The sequence below is a fragment of the Dokdonella koreensis DS-123 genome (genome assembly GCF_001632775.1).
GTDB lineage: Bacteria > Pseudomonadota > Gammaproteobacteria > Xanthomonadales > Rhodanobacteraceae > Dokdonella > Dokdonella koreensis.
The window spans coordinates 670823-689105 of sequence record NZ_CP015249.1; the positions used below are offsets into that span (position 1 = coordinate 670823).

Here is an 18283-nt window from a genome sequence, read left to right on the forward strand (position 1 = left end):
AATGATCAGACAGCGCACGCTCAAGAATGTAATCAAAGCAACGGGCGTGGGTCTCCACACGGGTGAAAAGGTCTACATGACCTTGCGGCCGGCAGCGGTGGACACGGGCATCGTGTTCCGCCGGGTCGACCTTAGTCCGCCGGTGGATATCCGCTCGTGCCCCGAGAACGTCGGCGACACCCGGCTCTCCAGTACCTTGATCCAGGGCGATGTCCGCATCGCGACGATCGAGCACCTGCTCTCGGCGATGGCCGGACTCGGCATCGACAATGCCTATGTCGACCTGTCGGCCCCGGAAGTGCCGATCATGGACGGCAGCGCCGGTCCCTTCGTGTTCCTGCTGCAGTCGGCGGGCATCGAGGAACAGGCCGCTCCCAAGCGCTTCATCCGCATCAAGAAGCCGATCAAGGTCGAGAGCGGCGACAAGTGGGCGCGCTTCGAGCCGTTCGACGGCTTCAAGGTCGGCTTCTCGATCGACTTCGACCATCCGATGTTCACGCGGCGCAGCTCGACCAGCGAGATCGACTTCTCGACGACCTCGTTCGTCAAGGAAGTCAGCCGCGCACGCACGTTCGGCTTCATGCGCGACATCGAGATGCTGCGCGAGCGCAACCTCGCGCTGGGCGGCTCGATGGACAACGCGATCGTCCTGGACGACTACCGCGTCCTGAACGAGGACGGCCTTCGCTACGAGGACGAATTCGTCAAGCACAAGATCCTCGACGCGATCGGCGACCTGTACCTGCTCGGCCACAGCCTGATCGGCGCGTTCTACGGCCACAAGTCCGGCCACGAGCTCAACAATCAGCTGCTGCGCGCGCTGGTCGCCGATGCATCGGCGTGGGAAGAGGTCACGTTCAAGGACGACAGCAATGCTCCGATCTCCTACGCGCATCCGGCGCAGGCGATCTGAGGCGGTTGTATACATGTGAGCGGGTGCCCCAAGCAGGCATCCGCCGCGGCGTCAAAGGCGTAGCCGCCCCGGCTCCGCCCGATGCGGGGGGTCATTGGTTGGCCAGAGAGGCCAGTCGGAGATACAGGGCCTTGAGTTCAGGGTCCGCGATGGATTGCGCTGCTGTCCGCAGATGACGGGCAGTGCCAGCCGAAAGCGGTTTCTGCCAGGTCGGTTCCGGGGGAACGGGCGGCCGGTGTGCCACTTTCACGGCGAAACGTTCGATCCGGCCATCGAAGGCGGAACGGGCTTCGGCCAGCAGGGTTGCCTCGTGCAGCCTGAGCCGGCCGGCCCAGGTCGAACTGTTCGCCAGAAAGACGAGGCGTCCGTTGCGGATGTCCGCGAGGCGACATTCGCGGGCGATCGCTTCGGGCAACAGGCGGCGTAGCCGCCCATCGAGCACTTCCAGCGCGTGAGCGCGCTGGGCCAGGGTGCCGAGATCGACGCACGTGGCGGCCGGGGAAAGACCGGTCGTGGTAGCGGAGCGTCGGCGTTGGGCAGGCTGCATGGCGATACGAATTTCGGCACGGGCGTCCATGAACATCATAATCCTCGGCAAGGCCGGCGCGACCTCCAGGAACATCGATCTTTCGACGTGGCGCGGACGCGCCCTCTGTACGGGCTTGGCGATTGCGGGCGTCGTGCTGTTCCTCGGATGCGGCTTCGCCGTCGGACGCGTCAGCGTCGACACCGAAGGGCGCATGCTCGGCGAGATCCGCGACCTGCGCCAGACGATCCTCGTGCAGCGCGAGGCGCTGGACGAAGTGGCGCGCGACTCGGGCCGCGACCTGGACGCCCTGGCCTTGCAGCTGGGGCAGTTGCAGGCGCAGGCGACGCGCCTGAACGCACTCGGCGAACGCCTGACCCAGGTCGGCAAGCTCGACGACGGCGAATTCGATTTCGCCGCGGCCCCCGCGCTCGGCGGACCGGAAGAGGCACCGCTGGTGGCCGGCGCCGCCATGCCGATCACCGCCGGCATCGACACCCTGCGCGCCGAGTTCGAGCGCCAGGAAGCGCAACTGGGCATGATCGAGAACATGCTGCTCGACCGCAAGATCGACAATGCGCTGCTGCCGACCGGCTGGCCGGTGGGCGGCGGCTACATCGTTTCCGGCTTCGGTGTGCGCACCGACCCGATCACCGGCCACCGCGCCAGCCACCTGGGCATCGATTTCGACGTGCCCTACGGCTCGGACGTGATGGCGGTCGCCGAAGGCGTCGTGACCTACTCCGGGCAGCGCAGCGGCTACGGCAATGTCGTGGAGATCGACCACGGCAACGGCTACATGACCCGCTACGCCCACAACTCGCAGAACATGGTCGAGCTCGGCACGCGCGTCCACATCGGCGATGTCGTCGCCAAGGTGGGCTCGACCGGCCGGTCGACCGGCCCGCACTGCCATTTCGAGGTCTGGCTGAACGGCCGGCCGGTCAATCCGGCCGTCTACGTGCGTTCGAGCCGGGCCAGCCGCGTCTGATCCGTCCTGCGGCCCCCGCGGGAGCCCGTTCTGGCTTCCGGCGGGCGCCCCGCGCCCGTCGAACGCACCTGCGTTCCGCCGACCGGCGCCGCTTGAAAGGGCTGCAGCGCATCCCCACCCCGGATTTGGTCATACGCCGCATGCCGCCTTATCATGGGCGGCTCGACCGCGCTGCTGCGCCTGCGGTTTCCCGTTCCCACTCGAAGACGACCGATGCTCAACTCCTTCCTGACCGGCATTTTTGGTAGCCGCAACGAGCGCGTGTTGCGCCAGCTCGGCCGTCGCGTCGCCCAGATCAACGCGCTGGAACCGCAGATGCAGGCGCTCGACGATGCCGCGCTGCGCGCCAAGACCGACGAGTTCCGGCAGCGGCTGGCCGACGGGACCAAGCTCGACGACCTGCTGCCGGAGGCTTTCGCCGTCGTGCGCGAAGCCTCGCAGCGCGTGCTGGGACTGCGCCACTACGACGTGCAGCTGATCGGCGGCATGGTGCTGCATTCGGGCCGCATCGCGGAAATGCGCACCGGCGAGGGCAAGACCCTGGTGGCGACGCTGCCGGTCTACCTCAACGCGCTGGAAGGCAAGGGCGTGCACGTCGTCACCGTCAACGACTACCTGGCCAAGCGCGACTCGGCCTGGATGGGGCGGCTCTACAACTTCCTCGGCATGGACGTGGGCGTGGTCTGGCCCGGCATGGACCATTCCAACAAGCGGGCCGCCTACACCGCCGACATCACCTACGGCACCAACAACGAGTTCGGCTTCGACTACCTGCGCGACAACATGGCGGTCAGCAAGGACCAGCGCTACCAGCGCGGCCTGCACTACGCGATCATCGACGAGGTCGACTCGATCCTCATCGACGAGGCGCGCACGCCGCTGATCATCTCCGGTCCCTCCGACGAATCGCCGCAGCTCTACGTCAAGATCAACAAGCTGGTGCCGAAGCTGTCGCGCCAGGAGAGCGAGGAGGGCGAGGGCGACTTCTGGGTCGACGAGAAGCAGAAGCAGGTGCACCTGTCCGAGATGGGCATGGAGCACATCGAGGCGCTGCTGCGCCGCGAGGGCATCATCGGCGAGGAGGAAAGCCTCTACGACGGTTCCAACCTCGCCGTGGTGCATCACCTCAATGCCGCGCTGCGCGCGCATTCGCTGTACCAGCGCGACGTGGAGTACATCGTGCGCGACGGCGAAGTGGTCATCGTCGACGAGTTCACCGGCCGTACGCTGCCGGGGCGGCGCTGGTCCGACGGCCTGCACCAGGCGGTCGAGGCCAAGGAGGGCGTGCCGATCCAGCGCGAGAACCAGACGCTGGCGTCGATCACGTTCCAGAACCTCTTCCGCATGTACAAGAAGCTGTCCGGCATGACCGGCACGGCCGACACCGAAGCCTACGAGTTCCAGTCGATCTACGGCCTGGAAGTGGTGGTCATCCCCACGCACCGGCCGATGATCCGCAAGGACGAGGCCGACGTGATCTTCCTCAAGGGCAAGCAGAAGTTCGACGCCATCGTCGAGGACATCAAGGAATGCCAGGAACGCGGGCAGCCGGTGCTGGTCGGCACGGCCTCGATCGAGGCGTCCGAGTACCTGGACGGCCTGCTCAAGAAGGCCGGCATCGCGCACGAGGTGCTCAACGCCAAGCAGCACGAGCGCGAGGCGCACATCGTCGCCCAGGCCGGCCGGCCGGGTGCGGTGACGATCGCCACCAACATGGCCGGTCGCGGTACCGACATCGTGCTCGGCGGCAATCTCGAGGCGGAGCTGGCCGCGCTGCCGGAAGACGCCTCCGAGGCCGAGCGCGAGCGCGTCAAGGCCGAATGGAAGCGCCGCCACGACGACGTGCTGGCGCTCGGCGGCCTGCGCATCATCGGTACCGAGCGGCACGAGTCGCGGCGCATCGACAACCAGCTGCGCGGCCGTTCCGGCCGCCAGGGCGACGCCGGATCGAGCCGCTTCTACCTCTCGCTCGAGGACAACCTGCTGCGCATCTTCATGGGCGAGGGCGTCAGCCGCCTGATGCGCATGTTCGGCATGAAGGAAGACGATGCGATCCAGGATCGCATGGTCAGCCGGCAGATCGAGAAGGCGCAGCGCAAGGTCGAGGCGCACAACTTCGACATCCGCAAGCAACTGCTCGAGTTCGACGACACCGCCAACGACCAGCGCAAGGTCATCTACGAGCAGCGCAACGAACTGCTCGACAGCGACAGCGTCGCCGAGACCGTGTCGGCGATCCGTATCGACACGCTGACCGAGACGGTGCAGCGCTTCGTTCCGATGAACTCGGTCGACGAGCAGTGGAACCTTCCCGGCCTCGAGAAGGAGCTGGAGTCGGAGCTGGGCCTGCAGGTCGGCCTGGTCCGCTGGGTCGAGGAGCAGGAGGAGGTCGACGCCGAGGGCGTGCTCCAGCGCGTCCTGGACGCCGCCGACCGCGTCTTCCGCGAGAAGGAGGCGATGCTCGGCTCGGACGTCATGCGCCAGCTCGAGAAGCACGTCATGCTGACCGTGCTCGACAACGCCTGGAAGGAACACCTGGCCAGCATGGACTACATGCGCCAGGGCATCCACCTGCGCGGCTACGCGCAGAAGCAGCCCAAGCAGGAATTCAAGCGCGAGGCGTTCTCGCTGTTCCAGCAGATGCTCGAGAAGATCAAGCACGAGCTGGTCCAGGTGCTGGCCCGGGTGCGTATTCGCACCGAGGAGGAGGTCCAGGCGATGGAACAGCAGCAGCAGCGCCAGGCCGAGGCACAGGCGCGCGCGATGCAGTTCCAGCACGCCGGCCCGGGCGGCCTCGGCGAGGAAGCGCCGGCGGAAGAAGAGCCGGCACAGGCGCAGGCACTGCGCGACGCCCCGAAGGTCGGTCGCAATGATCCGTGTCCGTGCGGCAGTGGTCGCAAGTACAAGCAGTGCCACGGCCGGCTGACCTGAGCGTCGTGGCGGCCGTGCGTCCCTCCCACGCATAGCGGCGTCCGGCCGGCACGGGTGTGAGCAGTCCTTTCGTCCATGTCCTGGCCGGCGTCGTGCGCAGCCCGCACGGGCGGATCCTCGTCGCCCAGCGCCGGCAGGGCACCCACCTGGCCGGCCTCTGGGAATTCCCCGGCGGCAAGCTCGAGCCGGGCGAGCAGCGTCTGGACGCCCTGGTGCGGGAGCTGCGCGAGGAAGTCGGCATCGTCGTCCAGGCGGCTCATCCGCTGATATCGGTGCCGCATCGCTATCCGGAGAAGCGCATCGTCCTGGACGTCTGGGAAGTGACCGGCTACGCCGGCCAGCCGCAGGCCTGCGAGGGCCAGTCGCTGGCGTGGATCGCGCCTTCGGCGCTGCCGGAGCTGCCGATGCCCGAGGCGGATCGGCCGGTGATCGCCGCGCTCCGGCTCCCGGAGCGCTACCTGATCACGCCGCCGCTCGCCATGGACCAGGGCGATGCAGTCCTCGCCGGCATCCGCAACGCGCTCGAAAGCGGCATCCGGCTCGTCCAGTTGCGCCTCCCGGCCTGGACCCGCGATCGCCTCGCAAGCATCGCCCGTACCGCGCGCGACTATTGCCGCGCGGCCGGCGCGCGCCTGCTGCTGCATGCCGATTGGCAGCTCGCCACGGTGCTCGGCCTCGATGGCGTGCACCTGCCGGCCCGCGTCGCGGCGACGCTCGAGCGCCGGCCCATGCCGGCCGGGAAATGGGTCGCCGTTTCCTGCCACCGCGCCGATGAACTCGCTCACGCGGAACGGATCGGCGCCGACTTCGCGACCTTGTCGCCGGTGCGCGAAACGACCAGCCATCCAGCGGCCGCGGTGCTGGGATGGCAGCGCTTCTCGGCACTGGCGAGCGAGTTCGCGTTGCCGATCTATGCGCTCGGCGGTCTGGATGCCGGCGACATCGAGGCGGCCCGGGCCGCCGGTGGGCAAGGGGTCGCCGCGATTCGCGGACCGCTCGCCTGACACAGGATGTCGTCAGGCGCCGGTTCGATCGCCGGCGAGCTCCAGGTACCGGTGGTGCAGCCGCTCCACCTGGGCATTGAGCGCGGCGAGCGATCCGCTGTTGTCGATGACGTCGTCGGCCAGCCTCAGCCGCTCCGCGCGCCCGGCCTGTGCCGCCAGCATCGCCTCGGCCAGGCCGGGTGCCAGCGTGTCGCGCCGGGACAGGCGTTCGAGCTGGAGCTCGCGCGGCAGGTCCACGACGAGGACGCGGTCGATCCAGTCGTAGCTGCCGTTCGACTCGGCCAGCAGCGGAATCGCCAGCAGGCCGTAGGGGCTGCGAATCCCGCTGGCGCGTTCGCGCAGCGCGCGACGTATCCGGGGATGCAGGATCGCCTCGAGCGCCTGCCGCTCGGCAGGTGCGGAAAAGACCGCTTCGCGCAGCCGTCGGCGGTCGAGGCCACCGGCGGCATCGAGCATTTCCCGGCCGAATCGCTGGCGGATCTCGTGCAGGGCCGGCGCACCGGGCTGCACCAGCTCGCGGGCGATCAGGTCGGCGTCGAGCACGTCGATGCCGTGCGCGGCGAACCGCTCGGCGACGGTCGACTTCCCAGATGCCACGCCGCCGGTGAGGGCGACGGTGTAGGGGCGGTGCGGGTCGGTCATGGTTCATGATCTCCGCTGCGAAGACGCCTGACAACGCGCAATGCAGGCCGGTGCAGCACGCCGTCGGCCATGAACCACACCCCAACCATCACGGTTCCGGCAGCCGGGAACGCGCGTGCCCGGGCCGGGCCGCCTTCCCGCCCCAAATGGGCCCGCCCGGGGCGTATCGCTGCATCAAGCGAGCAGCGTGAATTGTGCAACGCAATGAATATAAAGAAGAAAACGAGCGCTGCTCAGCGTCCCGCAAAAGGTTGTCCAGGGGTTCCCTTGCCGTAAAATTGTTGTTAGCATCGCCTACCACCGAAGGCTCCCGAGGGCCTCAAGAGCTTTTTCAGGATGGCAGGGGCCTGAACAGCCCCCGAACCGTGGCAACAAAACTCTGACGTTGGAGAGTGACAAAATGAGATTGAACAGCAACGAGCTATTCAAAGCCGTGCGCTTCGCCCTGTACGCGGGCGCGGCCACCGCGGTCGGTCTGACCGGCAGCCCTGTCTTCGCGCAGGAAGCCGGAGCCGACAAGCTGGAGACGATCGTCGTCACCGGTTCGCGCATCCGCAAGGCCGACGTCGAAACCGCTCAGCCGGTTCTGACGATCGACCGTGCCCAGATCGAGAAGCAGGGCTTCAGCTCGGTCGCCGACATCCTGCTGAACGTGACGGCCGCCGGCTCCCCGGCATTCAGCCGTTCCGACGCTCTGACGGCCAACGAGAGTGCCGGCGGTTCGTATATCGATCTGCGTGACCTCGGTCCGCAGCGCACCCTCGTCCTCGTCAACGGCAAGCGCCTGGGCGCCAACTCCGAAGGCTACCAGGACGTCGCCACGATCCCGGTCGGCATCATCGAGCGCATCGACATCCTGAAGGACGGCGCGTCCTCGGTGTACGGCTCCGATGCGATCGCGGGCGTCATCAACATCATCACGCGCAGCCGCTTCGAAGGCGCCGAAGCCAACGTCTATCTCGGCCAGTACGACGAAGACGACGGCGAGCGCCAGCAGTACGACTTCACCATCGGTTCGACCGGCGAGCGCAGCTCGGTCACGATGAGCGTGTCCTACGCGAAGGAAGATCCGGTTTGGGCCAAGGACCGTTGGTTCTCCAAGGTTCCGCAACCGCTTCATCCGGGTGCGGGCTGGAGCCCGGTCAGCCAGTGGGGCAACCTCATTCCGGGCGGCGGCATCCCCGGTAGCTATACGCTCGGCCCAGGCTTCAATGGCGACCCGTACGACTTCAACAACTACATCCGCCAGCGGAACAACATCCAGTTCCCGGAAGACAACATCTACTACGCCAATTCCAACGAGCAGATGAACCTGCTGTCGGGCATGGAGCGTACGTCGGTATTCGTTTCCGGCAGCTTCAACATCACCGACAACATCACCTTCCGTTCGGACGTGCTGTACAACAAGCGCGAGACGGAGAACACGGTCGCGGGCTACCCGCTGCAGAGCGCGTCGCTCGGCGCGCCGATGTCGGCTGACAGCTACTTCAACCCGTTCGGCAGCCACCACGGCTTCGAGACGCCGCGCAGCGTCCACTGGAACCGTCGCGGTTGGGAAGTGCCGCGCGGCACCTTCAGCGACTTCAGTACGTATCGCTTCACCGGCGGCTTCGAAGGCTGGTTCGACGTCGGTGACCACTCCTGGAACTGGGACGTCGGTTATTTCTACAACAAGAACGACTTCGTCCGCCACGGCACCGGCAACTACAACGTTGCCAACATCGCCGCGGCTCTCGGCCCGTCGTTCCGCAATGAAGCCGGTGTCATCCAGTGCGGTACGGCGGCCAATCCAATTCCGCTCGACCGGTGTGTGCCGTGGAACCCGTTGGCGCCGTACGGCAGCGGCCTCGAGAACTCGCTGGGCGATCAGGCCGTGCAGGATTTCATCCTCGCCCCGACCACGTCGACCGGCGGGTCGAAGACGGTCAACTACACGGCGAACCTGACCGGTGCGCTGTTCACGCTGCCCGCCGGCGACCTGTCGTTCGCAGCTGGCTACGAGTACCGTCGCGAGGAAGGCGATTTCGTTCCCGACGCGATGACGGCCGCTGGCCTGACCACCGAGCTCGCCCTAGGCGGACGTGGTGGCGGCTACAACGTCAAGGAATACTACCTCGAGCTCGACATCCCGGTGCTCAAGGACATTCCGTTCGCGCGTGAGCTGTCGTTCAACGTCGCTGGCCGTAATTCGGACTTCAACACGTTCGGCAAGACGACCAACGGCAAGTTCGGCCTGAAGTGGAAGCCGATCGACGACCTGCTGATCCGCGGTACCTATGCCGAGGGCTTCCGCGCCCCGACCATCGGTGACCTGTACGGCGACCTGAGCCAGTCGTACGTGACCTACTACGACCCGTGCGCCCTGCAGAACGGTGGCGTCCGTCCGCCGGATGCGGTCTCCCAGCGTTGTACGTCGGGCTTCGGCGGCCACGCGCCGCTGCCGGCCGACTACCAGCAGCTCGGCCAGGGCCTGGTTCCCTGCGCCAGCGTTCCCTGCCAGACCAACTATCCGTTCCTCGGCGGCGCGAACCCGTTCCTCCAGCCGGAAACCTCGGTCAGCAAGACCCTGGGCGCGGTGTACAGCCCGAGCTACATCCAGGGCCTGGACATCACCCTGGACTGGTACCGCATCAAGATCGACAACCTCGTCACGACCGACAGCTTCTCGAACATCCTGTCGGACTGCTACGAGCGCGGCATCGTCGCCCGCTGCCAGAACTTCACGCGTAACCCGGAAAACGGCGCGGTCAACTACCTCGTCTACGGCATGCGCAACATGGGCTGGATCGAAACCGAAGGCTACGACCTCGGCGTTCGTTACCGCCTGCCGGAGTTCTCGTTCGGCCGCTTCATGATCACCTGGGAAACCTCGTACGTCACCCGCTGGGACAGCAAGAGCGAGCCGGGTACACCGGAGCTTCCGTTCAACAACACTGGCTGGAACAGCGCCTTCCGTACGAAGTCCAACCTGCAGCTGGATTGGAGCCTGGGCGATTTCGGCGCCACCTGGGGTATGCGCTACTACTCGGGCATGAAGGAAGACTGCACCTACGACGTCGAGGGTGGTCCGGAATGTAACGATCCCGGCTACGGCTATCCGTACTGGAACCCGGGCAACGAAACGACTCCGCCGCGGGTCGACTTCGCGGAAAATCCGGTCAACCGCACGGGGTCCAACACCTTCCACGACCTCCAGTTCCGCTGGACGGCGCCGTGGAACGGCACCATCGCGATCGGCGCGAACAACGCGTTCGATCACAAGGGGCCGTTCATGTACTCCAACCCGAACAGCCAGTTCAACTACTACGGCGGCTTCGACATCGGTCGCTTCTACTACCTCAAGTACCAGCAGCGCTTCTGATAACGACGCGTTGTCGCTTGACTTCAGACGGCCCCTTTCAGGGGCCGTCTTTTTTATTGGACCCGATTCGGGGGATATCCGGTCAGGAAAGACGTGCTGTAGGCCGGGGCACCGTCCTCGGTGGAGTGTTGATGCGGATTTGAGCTTGGCTGTCGCCAGGCGTTGGCCGGCGCGTTGTTTCTGTTCGCGTGCCGTATCGGCATCGCTTTCGCGGTGATGCGCGAGCTTTTGCTGCGCTTCTGTCCCGGCCGCGGATCTGTCGTGTGCAGACGTGGCGACAGCGCGAATTCTTCTAAAGCCCTGGATGCGAAGAAGCCAATCCGATCGGTATCTGGTGGTATTCGGAATCCGGAAGGCGTGGAGGGGCCAGATGCGGTCGGCGAAGTGAGAGTCCACGCGCTGGTCGAGTGCGGCGGTCGGCTCAAGGGCGGCCAAGCCGAAAGAAAAGAGTGGTCGTGCCGGTTACGCAAAGGTGTACATATCTATTTGTGGTTAGGTGAATAAATTCACATTAGTGCGGGTGGATGGATGTGAGTATTCGCAGGCCGCATATGCGGCGACAAGGAGATAGGGATATGAAGATGTCTGTTATGAGAGGAGTCTTGGCGGCGGTTCTGCTCGTGATAGCGCCCTCGAGCTTCGCTGCATCCATTGTGTTCGGCTGTGATTCCGAGGCCTGCTGGGCCGATGTGGAAGGTTCCGCACCGGAGCCGTTCCGCTGGGAATGGACAGCCTACCCGGCAGGCTCCGCTACGCTGCTCGGGTGCGGCACATCTCAACTGCTCTGCTTCTATGGGTGTCCAGGGACCATTATCAGTCCGGACGGATTTGTCGCCGTGAGCGTCTATGACGCGAGCAACAACCTGATTGGTTCAGACTCACAGCGGGTCTGTCAGTACTGAGGCACTGGCGGCCTTGCCCTCTCCCAGGTTTCCTGCGGAGAGGGCTTTGACGCCAACCTCTTCAGCGGCGTGCTTAGGGGGTGGTTTACCCAATATGGGAGCGCCGACGGCACTGATGAAAGGTCGGAGTGCTGATCCAGCCGCCTGACTTCGACACCTGCCGGCTGGTCCCGTGCTTTCACCGCATCGCGTTTCCGTGCGGGTGGCGGCGCTCACGTCATTCAAGCACCGAGCGAAGTTGTTCATCTTCCACGATGGTCACTCCAGCGCGCCCGACACCGTGCCAAAGTACAGCTCGAATCTTTCCACTGAGATTCTTCTTGTCCAGCCGCATGTGCTGTATCAGGCGTGCCGGGCTGATGTCGTGAGGGACAACCGTCGGTAGTTCGAGTCGCTTCAATAACGAAATGAGCCGGTCGGTGTCCGTATGGGAGCTCTTTCCCATGTGCGCCGATAGCGAAGCGGCAAGCGTCATGCCGATCGCCACGGCTTCGCCATGCAGCAGGGTGCCGTAGCCGGCTTCGGTCTCCAGCGCATGTCCGAAGGTATGGCCGAAGTTCAGCAGGGCCCGCTCGCCTTCCTCGCGCTCGTCGCGGGCGACGATGTCGGCCTTGCTCTTGCAGCTCACGGCGATGGCCTCGGCCACGGCCGCCGGCTCGCGCCGGACCAGGGCGTCGGCCTGCTGCTCCAGCCAGCCGAAGAACGCCGCATCGCTGATCGCGCCGTACTTGACGACCTCGGCGAGCCCGGCGCGATATTCGCGCGCCGGCAACGTATCGAGCGTGTCGGTATCGATGATCACGCTGCGCGGCTGGTGGAACGCGCCGATCAGGTTCTTGCCGGCCGGCAGATTGACGCCGGTCTTGCCGCCGACCGACGAGTCGACCATGGCCAGCAGGGTCGTCGGCATCTGGACGAAGTCGATGCCGCGCATCCAGCACGCGGCGGCGAAGCCGGCCAGATCCCCGACGACGCCGCCGCCGAGCGCGATGACGGTCGCGTCGCGGCTCGCACCGAGGCCGGCGAGCGCGGCGAAGACCTGTTCGGTCTGCGCCAGCGTCTTGTGCCGCTCCCCGGCGGGAATCGTGACGACGGCGTGGTCGAACCCATCCAGGCCGTCCTCCAGGCGCGCCAGATACAGCGGCGCGACGGTGCTGTCGGTCACGACGAGCACGTGACGGCCGCGGACGGCGTCGCGCCACCGGGCCGGCTGCCGCAGCAGGTCGCGGCCGATGCGGATCCGGTAGCTGCGATCTCCCAGGACGACGTCTACCTCGGTGACACTCATGCGGATGTTTCCTGAAAAGGGCGTTGCCAATGGACCTGCAGGTGTGCGGCCAGGTCGATCACGAACGAGGCGCTCTGTCCGCGGCCGGTGGACATGCACTGCAGGTCGGCGACTTCGGCATACAGCGGATCGCGTTCGCGGGCCAGTTCGGTCAGGCGCTGCCTGCGGTCCGGCGTCGCCAGCAACGGGCGTTTGCGGTCGTGCGCGAGACGTGCCAGCTGGGTGTCGACGTCGGTGTCGATCCAGACGACGAAGCCGCGGTGCCGCAGGACCTCGCGGTTGTCGGGCCACAGCACGGCGCCGCCGCCCGTGGCGAGTACGATGCCCTCGTGCCCGGCGAATTCCGCCAGCAGCGTGCACTCGCGCGCGCGGAAGCCCGCTTCGCCCTCCAGATCGAAAATCAACGAAATCGCGGCCCCCGTGCGCTGCTCGATCTCGTGGTCCAGATCGACGAACGGCAGGCCCAGGGCGGCGGCCAGCGACCGTCCGATCGTGGACTTTCCGGCACCCATCGGGCCGACCAGGAACAGGTTGGGGGCGGGATTCATGGCGTGATGCTACCGCACGATCCGGCAGGCGCCACGTCCGTCGCGGGGCACTGCCGCTGCCTGCCGGCAGAGGCTCGCGCGCCGGCAGGCGGCGGTGGTCTGGCCGCGGGCTTCGTCGCCGACGTAGACTTATCCGATGACCCGATTCATCCTGATATTCCTGCTGTGCGTCGCGATCCTGTTCCCGCTCGATCTGATCGAGCCGGTCGAGCGTCATTTCATCGTGCCGTTCACCGGCCTGCTGGCGGACATCAGCGTCTGGCTGATCCAGCTCTTCGATGCCGATGCGACCGCCACCGGCAACATCATCCGCAGCGCCTCCAATGGGTTCGCGATCAGCATCGAGCGCGGCTGCAACGGCCTGGAGGCCGTCATCATCCTGGTCTCGGCGATCATCGCGTTTCCGGCACCGTGGCGTTATCGCGTGCTGGGCATCGGTCTCGGCTTCCTGGCGATCCAGGCGTTGAACCTGGTCCGCATCATCAGCCTGTTCTACCTGGGTCAGTGGAGCCGGCTCTGGTTCGAATGGTTCCACCTCTACCTGTGGCAGGCCCTGATCGTCCTGGACGCCCTGGTCGTGTTCCTGGTCTGGTTGCGCTACATGCCCCGGCGCCCCCGCGCGGCGTCGATCCCGACACCGGCCTGACCGGACGATTTTCGCTTTCCAGGGCATGGCCGAGGCCGGTCCAGCCGCCGTGCGCAGCCGGTTGTTCCGTGTCGTCCGGCGGTTTTCCGGCAGCGTGGGATTGACTGCTGCGCCGCGGCGTGGTCGAGTGGCGTGCATCGAGCGATCGGATTTTCTGGCCGGATGACGGATCCAACGCGAAGCCCCCGCAATCCCTACCACGACGGCGCCAGCGGCGCCTCGTCGGCGAAGCGCGACATCGTCGTCGGCGTGCTGGAGGACGATCCCGATCAGGCGGCGCTGGTCGCCCACTGGCTGCACGAGGCGGGTTATACGGTCCGCCTTTTCAGCAACGCCAACGAGTACCGCCGCAAGCACGGATCGGCGGGCATCGACCTGCTGCTGCTGGACTGGATGCTGCCCGATGCCACCGGCATCGACGTGGTCGAATGGCTGCGCGAGTCGATTCATGCCGAACTGCCGGTCATCTTCCTGACGGCCCGTGCGGCGGAAGAGGACCTGGTCAAGGGGTTCGCCAGCGGCGGCGACGACTACGTCATCAAGCCGCCCAAGCGCCTGGAGCTGCTGGCACGCGTGGCCGCCGCGCTCCGCCGGGGCGGGGTGGGATCGGAGGCCGATGCGGCCGAACGCATCGAATCGGCGCCCTACCTGATCGACCTCAAGCGTCGCAAGGCCAGCATCCTGGGGCGGGAAATCGAGCTGACCCAGCGCGAGTTCGACCTGGCCAGCTTCCTGTTCCGCCGGCTCGGCCGGATCGTCAGCCGCGATGCGCTGCTGGAGAACGTCTGGAACATGAGCGCCCAGGTGTCCACGCGGACCGTCGACACCCATGTCAGCCGGCTGCGCAAGAAGCTCGAGCTCAGCGGCGAGCACGGCTGGCGGCTGACGGCGATCTACCAGCACGGCTACCGGCTCGAGCGGACCTGAGCGGGGGTGCCGCGGCGGCCGGCCGGGGCCGGCGGCTTGCGCCCGGGCGTCATTCGTCCGACCATAGTCCGCATGAGTACCGTCGTACCGTTCAAGGCCCGCGGCATCCGCGCGGCCCTGCGTGAAGGCATGGAAAGCCGCATTCCGATGCGATTCCAGCGCGAGCGCATCCACCCCGGGGTGATCCACGGCTTCGTGATCGGCCTCTCCCGCGACTTCTGCCTGATCGCCGAGATCGGCGATGCGTTGCGCTTCGACGGATATCTCGCCGTGGCGATCACCGACCTCAGCCTGGTCGAGAGCGATCCCGCCGCGGAGTTCGTGCTGAAGGCCCTGGCCCTGCGCGGCGAGCAGCTCACCGTCCCGGAGGGCTTCGGGCTCGAGGACTGGGTCGGCATCGCCCGTTCCGCCGCGGCCTGCGCGCCGTTGCTGTCGATCAACATGGTCGAGGACGACGAGGGCGAGATCAGCTACGTCGGCCAGCTGGCCGATGTCGAGGCCGATGCGCTGGTGCTGCGCGAGATCGATCCGAATGCCAGCTGGTATCCGGACACCGGCGCCTACGAATTCGAGGCGATCGGCTCGATCGGCTTCGGCAGCGGCTATCTCGAAGCGCTCTGGCAGGTGGCCGGAACGCCGGCCGATCCGCTGTCCCCGCGAGCACCCGCCTCCGATTCGCTGCACTGAGCCGGCGCCGCGGGTGCGGCATTTGGGCGCAGCCGGGCTCCGAGGCCGGGTGGGCCCGACAGGGCGCCTCGCAGAGACAGGCCCCCGGCGGCTTTTCCGAGGGCCTCGCTGCAATGCGGCAAAGTCCTGCGCGGTTGCTACCGCAGCACGGCAAAGTTAAAATCTTCAGGCTTTGGTCGGGCCGGTTCGCTTGGCTCGCCGCAGCAGCCTCCTAACGCTCGCCGGATCGGGTGCCTTCGTGCGCAATTCCATCGCCTTCGGTTGGCGGGTGGCGGTTCGCACCACGCTCCTGCAGCTTGGCGCGACCGCAGTGGCGGCGCTGTGTGCGACAGGGTGGGGCGCCTCGGCGGCACTGGCGGTGTTGATCGGCGGGATCATCATCGCATCGGGATACTGGCTGGCTGCGCGACGTGCGTTCGGAAGGCGAGTGGTAGCGCCGACCGCAGCGCTCGGCGCGATCGTGCTCGGTCAGGTCATCAAGTGGGTCTGGATCGGCGTCGCCCTGGTGGTCACGATCGGATCGGGCCTGTTCCCGCCCCTGGCGGTACTGATCGGCGTAGCCGTCGCATTGGTGTCGCAGTTGGGTGGTCTGCTTTTCGAGCATTGACGGTTTCTTGGAGTCGACGTGGCTAGCGAAGCGCAATCGGGTGGTCTGAACGAGTACATCGGACACCATCTCAACCACAACGTGGTCGAGATCGGCTCCGGCTTCAACCTCGACACCTGGCTGGTGTCGCTGGTGCTGGGCCTCCTGTTCCTGCTCTGGTTCGGCCTGGCCGCCCGCAAGGCGACCCCCGGCGTGCCGTCCAAGGGCCAGGCCTTCGTCGAGCTGATCCTCGAGTTCATCGACGGCCAGGTCCGCGACACGTTCCACGGCGACCGCCGCTCGGTCACGCCGCTGGCACTGACGATCTTCATCTGGATCGTCTTCATGAACACGATGGACCTGCTGCCGCTCGACCTGGCCGGCTGGCTGGTGCACACCACCGCCGGCGCCGAAGTGGCGCACCACACCTATTTCCGCGCGGTGCCGACCGCGGACATGAACACGACCTTCGCGTTGTCGGTCTCGGTCTTCTTCATCCTGATCGGCCACGCCCTGTCCGCCAAGGGCGGCCTGGGCTTCGGCAAGGAACTGCTGACCGCGCCGTTCCACGCACACGGCTTCATGGTCGTGCTGCTGGCCCCGGTCAACCTGGCCATGAACATCATCGAGTGGCTGGTCAAGCCGATCTCGCTGGCGATGCGACTGTTCGGCAACATGTACGGCGGCGAGCTGGTATTCATGCTGATCGCCGGCCTGCTCGGCAGCTGGATCTCGTTCGGCCCCGGCGTGCTCGCCAATGCGGCCTGGGCGATCTTCCACATCCTGATCATCCTGCTGCAAGCCTATATCTTCATGATCCTGACGGTCGTCTACATCGCCGGCGCGCGCGAAGGCCACTGACGGCCCTGCGCGGCCAAGAACGGTTTCCCCCGAGTCACCCACCCTTTTCATCATCACCTGCCATACCCGGAGAACATCATGGAATTCATCGCACAAGTGCAGAGCCTGACCGCGATCGCCATCGGCATCATCATCGGCCTGGGCGCCCTCGGTGCCTGCCTCGGCATTGCCATCATGGGTTCTAAGTTCCTCGAGTCGGCGGCGCGCCAGCCGGAGCTGGTGCCGATGCTGCAGGGCCGCATGTTCCTGCTCGCCGGCCTGATCGACGCGGCGTTCATCATCGGTCTGGCGGTCGCGCTGTTCTTCGCGGTCTCCAACCCGCTGGTCGGCGAGATCACCTCGCGCCTGTAAGCCGCTTCGAGGGCCGCATCCCCGCGATGCGGCCGACCGGTCGCCGGCCTCCGAAAGGCCGGCGTCACACCTATGTCGAGGACACGTCATGAATCTCAACATGACATTCTTCGGTCAGATGCTCTCATTCGCGATCCTCGTCTGGTTCACGATGAAGTTCATCTGGCCACCGCTGAATGCGGCGCTTGAAGAACGCCAGAAGAAAATCGCCGACGGCCTGGCCGCCGCCGACCGCGCCCGCAAGGAGCTGGCCGATGCCGACGCGCGCGTCGCCGAGGAGATCAAGGGCGCCCGCGTAGAGGCCGGCGCGATCATCGAGCGTGCGCATCAGCAGGCCAATGCCATCGTCGAGAAGGCCAAGCAGGACGCGATCGTCGAGGCGACCAAGCAGAAGGCGATCGCCGCTGCCGAGATCGAGTCGATGGCCCACAAGGCGCGCGAGGAGCTGCGCGGCAAGGTCGCGTCGCTGGCCGTCGCCGGTGCCGAGAAGATCCTTCACCGCGAAATCGATGCCGGCGCCCACAAGGCGCTGATCGACGAGCTCGTGGCCGAGATCTGATCCCATGTCCAGCGCACTGACCCTGGCCCGACCCTACGCACGCGCCGCATTCGAGCTGGCGCGCGGCGACAACACGCTCGGCGCCTGGGCCACGCGCCTGGGCTTCGCCGCGCAGGTCGCCGCCGATCCCCGCGTGGCAGCGCTGCTCGGCGATCCGCGGATCGGCCGGGAGAATCTCGTCGCGTTGTTCCTGCCGGAAGGCGAGGGCGCCGACTCGGCCTTCGCCCGCTTCCTGGGGCTGCTCGCCGAGAACGGCCGTCTGGCGGTGCTGCCGGAAATCGGCGCGCTGTACGAGGCGCTCAAGCACGAGGCCGAACGCGTGCTCAAGGTGCGCGTGCGGGCCGCGGCGCCGATCGACGCCTTCGAGGCGAACAAGCTCAAGGAGGCGCTCAAGCGGCGCTTCGGGCGCGACATCGAGCTCGACCAGGCGATCGATCCGGCGATCCTCGGCGGCGCGGTGATCGATGCCGGCGACGTGGTGATCGACGGGTCCGTGCGCGGCCGCCTCACCCGCCTCGAGCAGGCACTGACCCACTAATCGAACTTGCAGGCGGACGACC

At 66.5% G+C, this 18283-nt stretch carries 17 protein-coding genes; 13 read left to right on the top strand and 4 right to left on the bottom strand.

Annotated features, from left to right (window positions below):
- Position 1 precedes the first annotated feature (1 nt).
- On the top strand, positions 2 to 913 hold the full coding sequence (lpxC, locus tag I596_RS02595) for a UDP-3-O-acyl-N-acetylglucosamine deacetylase (protein ID WP_067643751.1): 912 nt from the start codon (positions 2 to 4) through the stop codon (positions 911 to 913).
- Between the two features lie 91 nt (positions 914 to 1004).
- Here lpxC and I596_RS02600 read toward each other — a convergent pair whose 3' ends face one another.
- Positions 1005 to 1490, bottom strand: a complete 486-nt coding sequence (locus I596_RS02600; RefSeq protein WP_190278968.1) for a DciA family protein — start codon at positions 1488 to 1490, stop codon at positions 1005 to 1007.
- On the opposite strand from I596_RS02600, the gene I596_RS02605 reads away from it, so the two are divergent.
- From I596_RS02605 to I596_RS02615, 3 genes are all read left to right on the top strand, one after another.
- The gene (locus I596_RS02605; protein ID WP_067643753.1) at positions 1489 to 2430 is read left to right on the top strand and encodes a M23 family metallopeptidase; all 942 of its coding nucleotides are present in this window, start codon (positions 1489 to 1491) and stop codon (positions 2428 to 2430) included. The genes I596_RS02600 and I596_RS02605 overlap by 2 nt on opposite strands.
- A gap of 213 nt (positions 2431 to 2643) precedes the next feature.
- Positions 2644 to 5361, top strand: a complete 2718-nt coding sequence (secA, locus tag I596_RS02610; protein WP_067643766.1) for a preprotein translocase subunit SecA — start codon at positions 2644 to 2646, stop codon at positions 5359 to 5361.
- A gap of 56 nt (positions 5362 to 5417) precedes the next feature.
- A complete protein-coding gene (locus I596_RS02615; protein ID WP_067643769.1) occupies positions 5418 to 6365 on the top strand; it encodes a Nudix family hydrolase in 948 nt (315 codons plus the stop codon).
- A gap of 12 nt (positions 6366 to 6377) precedes the next feature.
- Here the strand turns inward: I596_RS02615 and coaE are convergent, their stop codons facing one another.
- Positions 6378 to 7007: a dephospho-CoA kinase gene (gene coaE / locus I596_RS02620; protein ID WP_067643772.1), complete on the bottom strand. Its 630-nt coding sequence runs from the start codon at positions 7005 to 7007 to the stop codon at positions 6378 to 6380.
- Between the two features lie 400 nt (positions 7008 to 7407).
- Between coaE and I596_RS02625 the strand changes: the two genes are divergently transcribed.
- Positions 7408 to 10368: a TonB-dependent receptor plug domain-containing protein gene (locus I596_RS02625; RefSeq protein ID WP_067643774.1), complete on the top strand. Its 2961-nt coding sequence runs from the start codon at positions 7408 to 7410 to the stop codon at positions 10366 to 10368.
- A 1119-nt stretch (positions 10369 to 11487) separates the two neighbouring features.
- Here I596_RS02625 and aroB read toward each other — a convergent pair.
- Positions 11488 to 12558 carry a 3-dehydroquinate synthase gene (gene aroB, locus I596_RS02630; protein WP_067643777.1) on the bottom strand — a complete coding sequence of 357 codons (1071 nt, stop codon included), beginning with the start codon at positions 12556 to 12558 and terminating at the stop codon, positions 11488 to 11490.
- A complete protein-coding gene (locus I596_RS02635) occupies positions 12555 to 13106 on the bottom strand; it encodes a shikimate kinase (protein WP_067643780.1) in 552 nt (183 codons plus the stop codon). The genes aroB and I596_RS02635 overlap by 4 nt, the downstream gene beginning before the upstream one ends.
- Before the next feature lie 136 nt (positions 13107 to 13242).
- On the opposite strand from I596_RS02635, the gene xrtH reads away from it, so the two are divergent.
- The 8 genes from xrtH to I596_RS02675 all read left to right on the top strand — a co-directional run bounded on the left by xrtH (position 13243) and on the right by I596_RS02675 (position 18261).
- Entirely contained in the window at positions 13243 to 13752 is a 510-nt protein-coding gene (gene xrtH, locus I596_RS02640; protein WP_067643783.1) for an exosortase H, read from the top strand.
- Positions 13753 to 13914: 162 nt separating this feature from the next.
- Complete coding sequence (locus tag I596_RS02645; RefSeq protein WP_083965318.1) at positions 13915 to 14679, top strand: response regulator transcription factor; 765 nt, start codon at positions 13915 to 13917, stop codon at positions 14677 to 14679.
- A gap of 72 nt (positions 14680 to 14751) precedes the next feature.
- Positions 14752 to 15366: a hypothetical protein gene (locus I596_RS02650; protein ID WP_067643786.1), complete on the top strand. Its 615-nt coding sequence runs from the start codon at positions 14752 to 14754 to the stop codon at positions 15364 to 15366.
- 238 nt (positions 15367 to 15604) lie between these two features.
- A complete protein-coding gene (locus I596_RS02655; protein ID WP_190278969.1) occupies positions 15605 to 15973 on the top strand; it encodes an ATP synthase subunit I in 369 nt (122 codons plus the stop codon).
- Between the two features lie 18 nt (positions 15974 to 15991).
- Complete coding sequence (gene atpB, locus I596_RS02660) at positions 15992 to 16813, top strand: F0F1 ATP synthase subunit A (RefSeq protein ID WP_067643789.1); 822 nt, start codon at positions 15992 to 15994, stop codon at positions 16811 to 16813.
- A 78-nt stretch (positions 16814 to 16891) separates the two neighbouring features.
- Positions 16892 to 17164: a F0F1 ATP synthase subunit C gene (atpE, locus tag I596_RS02665; protein WP_067643792.1), complete on the top strand. Its 273-nt coding sequence runs from the start codon at positions 16892 to 16894 to the stop codon at positions 17162 to 17164.
- Between the two features lie 88 nt (positions 17165 to 17252).
- Complete coding sequence (locus I596_RS02670; RefSeq protein WP_067643795.1) at positions 17253 to 17723, top strand: F0F1 ATP synthase subunit B; 471 nt, start codon at positions 17253 to 17255, stop codon at positions 17721 to 17723.
- Positions 17724 to 17727: 4 nt separating this feature from the next.
- On the top strand, positions 17728 to 18261 hold the full coding sequence (locus I596_RS02675) for a F0F1 ATP synthase subunit delta (RefSeq protein ID WP_067643798.1): 534 nt from the start codon (positions 17728 to 17730) through the stop codon (positions 18259 to 18261).
- Positions 18262 to 18283: the final 22 nt, after the last annotated feature.

What these genes read in the sequence shown, in the direction of transcription:
- lpxC (WP_067643751.1), top strand. Translation starts at nt 2, where the DNA reads ATGATCAGACAGCGCACGCTCAAGAATGTAATCAAAGCAACGGGCGTG.
- I596_RS02645 (WP_083965318.1), top strand. Translation starts at nt 13,915, where the DNA reads ATGACGGATCCAACGCGAAGCCCCCGCAATCCCTACCACGACGGCGCC.
- I596_RS02600 (WP_190278968.1), bottom strand. Translation starts at nt 1,490, where the DNA reads ATGGACGCCCGTGCCGAAATTCGTATCGCCATGCAGCCTGCCCAACGC.
- I596_RS02670 (WP_067643795.1), top strand. Translation starts at nt 17,253, where the DNA reads ATGAATCTCAACATGACATTCTTCGGTCAGATGCTCTCATTCGCGATC.
- secA (WP_067643766.1), top strand. Translation starts at nt 2,644, where the DNA reads ATGCTCAACTCCTTCCTGACCGGCATTTTTGGTAGCCGCAACGAGCGC.
- I596_RS02625 (WP_067643774.1), top strand. Translation starts at nt 7,408, where the DNA reads ATGAGATTGAACAGCAACGAGCTATTCAAAGCCGTGCGCTTCGCCCTG.
- I596_RS02675 (WP_067643798.1), top strand. Translation starts at nt 17,728, where the DNA reads ATGTCCAGCGCACTGACCCTGGCCCGACCCTACGCACGCGCCGCATTC.
- xrtH (WP_067643783.1), top strand. Translation starts at nt 13,243, where the DNA reads ATGACCCGATTCATCCTGATATTCCTGCTGTGCGTCGCGATCCTGTTC.
- atpE (WP_067643792.1), top strand. Translation starts at nt 16,892, where the DNA reads ATGGAATTCATCGCACAAGTGCAGAGCCTGACCGCGATCGCCATCGGC.
- I596_RS02635 (WP_067643780.1), bottom strand. Translation starts at nt 13,106, where the DNA reads ATGAATCCCGCCCCCAACCTGTTCCTGGTCGGCCCGATGGGTGCCGGA.
- coaE (WP_067643772.1), bottom strand. Translation starts at nt 7,007, where the DNA reads ATGACCGACCCGCACCGCCCCTACACCGTCGCCCTCACCGGCGGCGTG.
- aroB (WP_067643777.1), bottom strand. Translation starts at nt 12,558, where the DNA reads ATGAGTGTCACCGAGGTAGACGTCGTCCTGGGAGATCGCAGCTACCGG.
- I596_RS02650 (WP_067643786.1), top strand. Translation starts at nt 14,752, where the DNA reads ATGAGTACCGTCGTACCGTTCAAGGCCCGCGGCATCCGCGCGGCCCTG.
- I596_RS02605 (WP_067643753.1), top strand. Translation starts at nt 1,489, where the DNA reads ATGAACATCATAATCCTCGGCAAGGCCGGCGCGACCTCCAGGAACATC.